4 protein-coding genes and 1 pseudogene are annotated in these 3,877 nt (G+C 73.1%); 2 read left to right on the top strand and 3 right to left on the bottom strand.

The genetic code is table 11. From position 1 onward, the window contains the following. Together D8M29_RS09545 and groL are read left to right on the top strand one after the other, a co-directional pair. Positions 1-329, top strand: a 329-nt coding sequence (locus D8M29_RS09545; RefSeq protein ID WP_148111565.1) for a LytR C-terminal domain-containing protein, incomplete at its 5' end; no start/stop codon positions are given. A 319-nt stretch (positions 330-648) separates the two neighbouring features. After that, positions 649-2,289, top strand: a complete 1,641-nt coding sequence (gene groL, locus D8M29_RS09540; protein ID WP_010079421.1) for a chaperonin GroEL — start codon at positions 649-651, stop codon at positions 2,287-2,289. A gap of 110 nt (positions 2,290-2,399) precedes the next feature. Here groL and D8M29_RS09535 read toward each other — a convergent pair. The 3 genes and pseudogenes from D8M29_RS09535 to D8M29_RS09525 all read right to left on the bottom strand — a co-directional run. Then, a pseudogene (locus D8M29_RS09535) lies at positions 2,400-3,332 on the bottom strand (DUF4031 domain-containing protein). Positions 3,333-3,399: 67 nt separating this feature from the next. Beyond that, positions 3,400-3,690 carry a WXG100 family type VII secretion target gene (locus D8M29_RS09530; protein ID WP_010079419.1) on the bottom strand — a complete coding sequence of 97 codons (291 nt, stop codon included), beginning with the start codon at positions 3,688-3,690 and terminating at the stop codon, positions 3,400-3,402. Between the two features lie 55 nt (positions 3,691-3,745). After that, on the bottom strand, positions 3,746-3,877 hold a 132-nt coding region (locus D8M29_RS09525), incomplete at its 5' end, for an integrase core domain-containing protein (RefSeq protein WP_148111564.1).

Genomic DNA, 3,877 nt, shown 5'->3' with positions numbered 1-3,877 from the left:
GCTCCCGTGCGGCCGCACAGTCCGCAGCCGCGTCGAGCTCTCGTGCGGCCGCACAGTCCTCGGCCGTGCGCGGCACCCACGTCACCGTGTACAACGCGACCCGCTCCCAGGGACTCGCCGCCTCCTACGCGCAGCGGCTCAGGAGCGCCGGCTACACCTCGGTGGACGCGAAGAACTGGAGCGGCTACGGCATCCAGTCCTCCACCGTCCTGTACAACGGCTCGGCCAACAAGGCCGCCGCCGAGGCGGTCGGCAAGGAGCTCGGCTTCCCGGTCATGCAGACCCCGAACCTGCAGGTGAACGGCGTCGCGGTGGTCGTCACCGGCTGATCCGCCCGTCGCGCGGCCGTGCCGGCCGCGCACCGCTCACGGCCCCCGGCGGGGCGCCTCCCGAGGCGTGCTGCCGGGGGCCGTCCGCCGTCCGCGGAAGAGCTGGCTCCCGCACCGCGGACCCTTTGCACTCTCCCGGTGCGAGTGCTCATAATGGGGTTAGCACTCCGAAGGCGCGACTGCCAGCCGTACCCCGGTCGGCCCGGCGCCGTGGAGGAGGACCTGTCCACCGGTGAGGCCCCCAGGGGCCGTCCGTCGCGGGCACCGGCGCGGGTCAGCCACCAGCAGTAGGAAGCCGACGTCCAGAAAGGACCTGCACATGGCCAAGACCATCGCATTCGACGAAGAGGCCCGCCGCGGCCTGGAGAAGGGTCTGAACACCCTGGCCGACGCCGTGAAGGTGACCCTCGGCCCCCGCGGCCGCAACGTGGTGCTGGAGAAGAAGTGGGGCGCCCCCACCATCACCAACGACGGCGTCTCCATCGCCAAGGAGATCGAGCTCGAGGACCCGTACGAGAAGATCGGCGCGGAGCTCGTCAAGGAGGTCGCCAAGAAGACCGACGACGTCGCCGGCGACGGCACCACCACCGCCACCGTGCTGGCCCAGGCGCTGGTCCGCGAAGGCCTGCGCAACGTGGCTGCGGGCGCCGACCCGCTGTCCCTGAAGCGCGGCATCGAGAAGGCCGTGGAGGCCGTCACCTCCGAGCTGCTCTCCGCCGCCCGCGAGATCGAGACCAAGGACCAGATCGCGGCCACCGCCTCGATCTCCGCCGCGGACAAGCAGATCGGCTCCCTCATCGCCGAGGCCCTGGACAAGGTCGGCAAGGAGGGCGTCATCACCGTCGAGGAGTCCAACACCTTCGGCCTCGAGCTCGAGCTCACCGAGGGCATGCGCTTCGACAAGGGCTACATCTCCGGTTACTTCGTGACCGACGCGGACCGCCAGGAGGCCGTCCTCGAGGATCCCTACATCCTCATCGTCAACTCGAAGATCTCCTCCGTGAAGGACATGGTGGCGATCCTCGAGAAGGTCATGCAGTCGGGCAAGCCGCTGCTGATCATCGCCGAAGACGTCGAGGGCGAGGCCCTGGCCACCCTCGTGGTCAACAAGATCCGCGGCACCTTCAAGTCCGTGGCCGTGAAGGCCCCGGGCTTCGGTGACCGCCGCAAGGCCATGCTCGCCGACATCGCCATCCTCACCGGCGGCCAGGTCATCTCCTCCGAGGTGGGCCTGTCCCTGGAGAACGCGACCCTCGACCTGCTGGGCACCGCCCGCAAGGTGGTCGTCACCAAGGACGAGACCACCATCGTGGAGGGTGGCGGCGACGCCGAGCAGATCGCCGGCCGCGTGGCCCAGATCCGCTCCGAGATCGAGAACACCGACTCGGACTACGATCGCGAGAAGCTGCAGGAGCGCCTCGCCAAGCTGGCCGGCGGCGTGGCCGTCATCAAGGCCGGCGCGGCCACCGAGGTGGAGCTCAAGGAGCGCAAGCACCGCATCGAGGACGCCGTGCGCAACGCCAAGGCCGCCGTGGAGGAGGGCATCGTCGCCGGCGGCGGCGTGGCCCTGATCCAGGCCGGCGCCAAGGCGTTCGGCGGCCTGCAGCTCGAGGGCGACGAGGCCACCGGCGCGAACATCGTGAAGGTCGCCATCGAGGCCCCGCTGAAGCAGATCGCCTTCAACGCCGGCCTGGAGCCCGGCGTCGTGGCGGACAAGGTCAAGACCCTCGACGACGGCCACGGCCTGAACGCCGCCACCGGCGAGTACGAGGACCTGCTGGCCGCCGGCATCAACGACCCGGTGAAGGTGACCCGCTCGGCCCTGCAGAACGCCGCGTCCATCGCGGGCCTGTTCCTGACCACCGAGGCCGTCGTCGCGGACAAGCCCGAGAAGGCCGCCGCCGGCGCCGAGGGCATGGACCCGATGGGCGGCATGGGCGGCATGGGCGGCATGATGTGATCAGCCGCTGAGCCGGCCCGGCCCGTTCGGGCGCCCAGCCTGCGAGGCCCGTCTCCCCGTCCGGGGAGGCGGGCCTCGCCGCGTCCGGGGCCAGCACCGGGGCGCCCCGCTCAGGCCGCCAGCGCGGCTCGTCCCGCCGCCAGGTTGCGGCGGGCGGCGGCCTCCCAGCGTGCTCGGCCGGGCGCGGTCCGATACAGCCGCCCGGCGTCCAGCAGGGCGTCCGGCCCCGCGCCGCGGCCGCGGGCCCCGTCCGCGTCGGACACCTGCGCGGCGGCCCCCCGCACCGCGGCCACGTCGCGGGCGTGCGCCCCGGGGGAGCGGCCGAGGACCTCGAGGGCCGCGTCCGAGAGCACCGCCCCGGCCGCGTGGTGCGGGGCGGCGTCGTGGGCGGCGGTGAGCAGCACGAGGCGTGCCACCTCGTCGACGACGTCGGCCGGCACGGCCAGCCGCGGATCGGTGAGCACGTCCCGGGCCAGGGCGGCCGAGTCCGCCTCGTCCTGGCCGGCGGGCGCGGTGGGGTCCCCGGCGTAGACGGCGTCGTGGAACCACGCGGCCAGGCGGACCGCACGCGGATCCGGCCCGGTCTCCGCCCCCGCCCGCTCGAGCAGGTCCACGGACTCGAGCACCCCGAGCAGGTGGGCCGGGGCGTGGTACTGCAGATGCGGATCCGCCCAGCGTGCCAGCACGTCGCGTCACGCCGTCGTCACCGCATCCGCGCTCGCCGCCGTGCCCTCGAACAGCCGCGCCCAGCGCCGGGCGAGGACGACGTCCCGCTTCTCGGCGCGGCTCCGGGCGGGCACGCGCAGCCCCGAGGCGGCGAGCCGACGCACCAGCTCCCGTCCGGTGACGGGCACCGCCCCGCGGGCCACGAGCTCGGCACGTCGGTGCGCGGGCACGTCGTAGTGGTCCCGGTCGAAGGCCCGCTCCGAGAGCCCTGCTGCCCGCGCGAACGCGTGGAGCTCCTCGAGGGAGGCGTCGGAGACGAGGTGGGAGAACACGGTGCCGTGGGCGGGCCACGCGGGCGGGTCGATCAGGACGGTCATGCCTCCACTCTAGGAAGCACGGACCGGGGCGCGGCCGGCCGGCCGCGCCCCGGTCCGTTCCGGGCGCTCAGAACCGGAACATCGCGGCGTTGGCGGTCTCCGCGTCCTGGTACTGGGTGGCGGCGGCGTCCATCGCGCGGCGGATGCCCGCCAGGGACTCCTCCACGCGCTGCTGGGTGGCGCGCCACTCGGTGAGCACGCCCTGGAAGTTCGCGGCCGCCTGGCCGCGCCAGGTGTCCTGCAGCTGGCGCAGGTTGGCCTCCATGGTGCTCACCTCCGCCTGGAGGCGTCCGATGGAGCCCTCCACCGCCCCGCTCTTGGCCCGCAGGTCCTCGACGTCGATCTGCACGATGCTCATGTGACTGTCCCCTCTGACGAGTGCTGATGGGCGGCGGGTGCCGCCGGGCACCACGCTAGGTGTAGGAGGGCATGACGTTGTTGACTCGGGCCGGTGCCAACGAGGCCGGAGGGGCGTCCCCGCAGGAGGTATGAGGCCGATGGTAGTTGTAGTGGTTCACCCACACGGCCAGCGCCTCACGCCGAGC

It is taken from the genome of Micrococcus sp. HSID17227, assembly GCF_003989405.1.
GTDB lineage: Bacteria > Actinomycetota > Actinomycetes > Actinomycetales > Micrococcaceae > Micrococcus > Micrococcus luteus.
The sequence above is the reverse complement of the archived record's forward strand: the minus strand, read 5'-3'. Positions and strand labels throughout refer to the sequence as shown.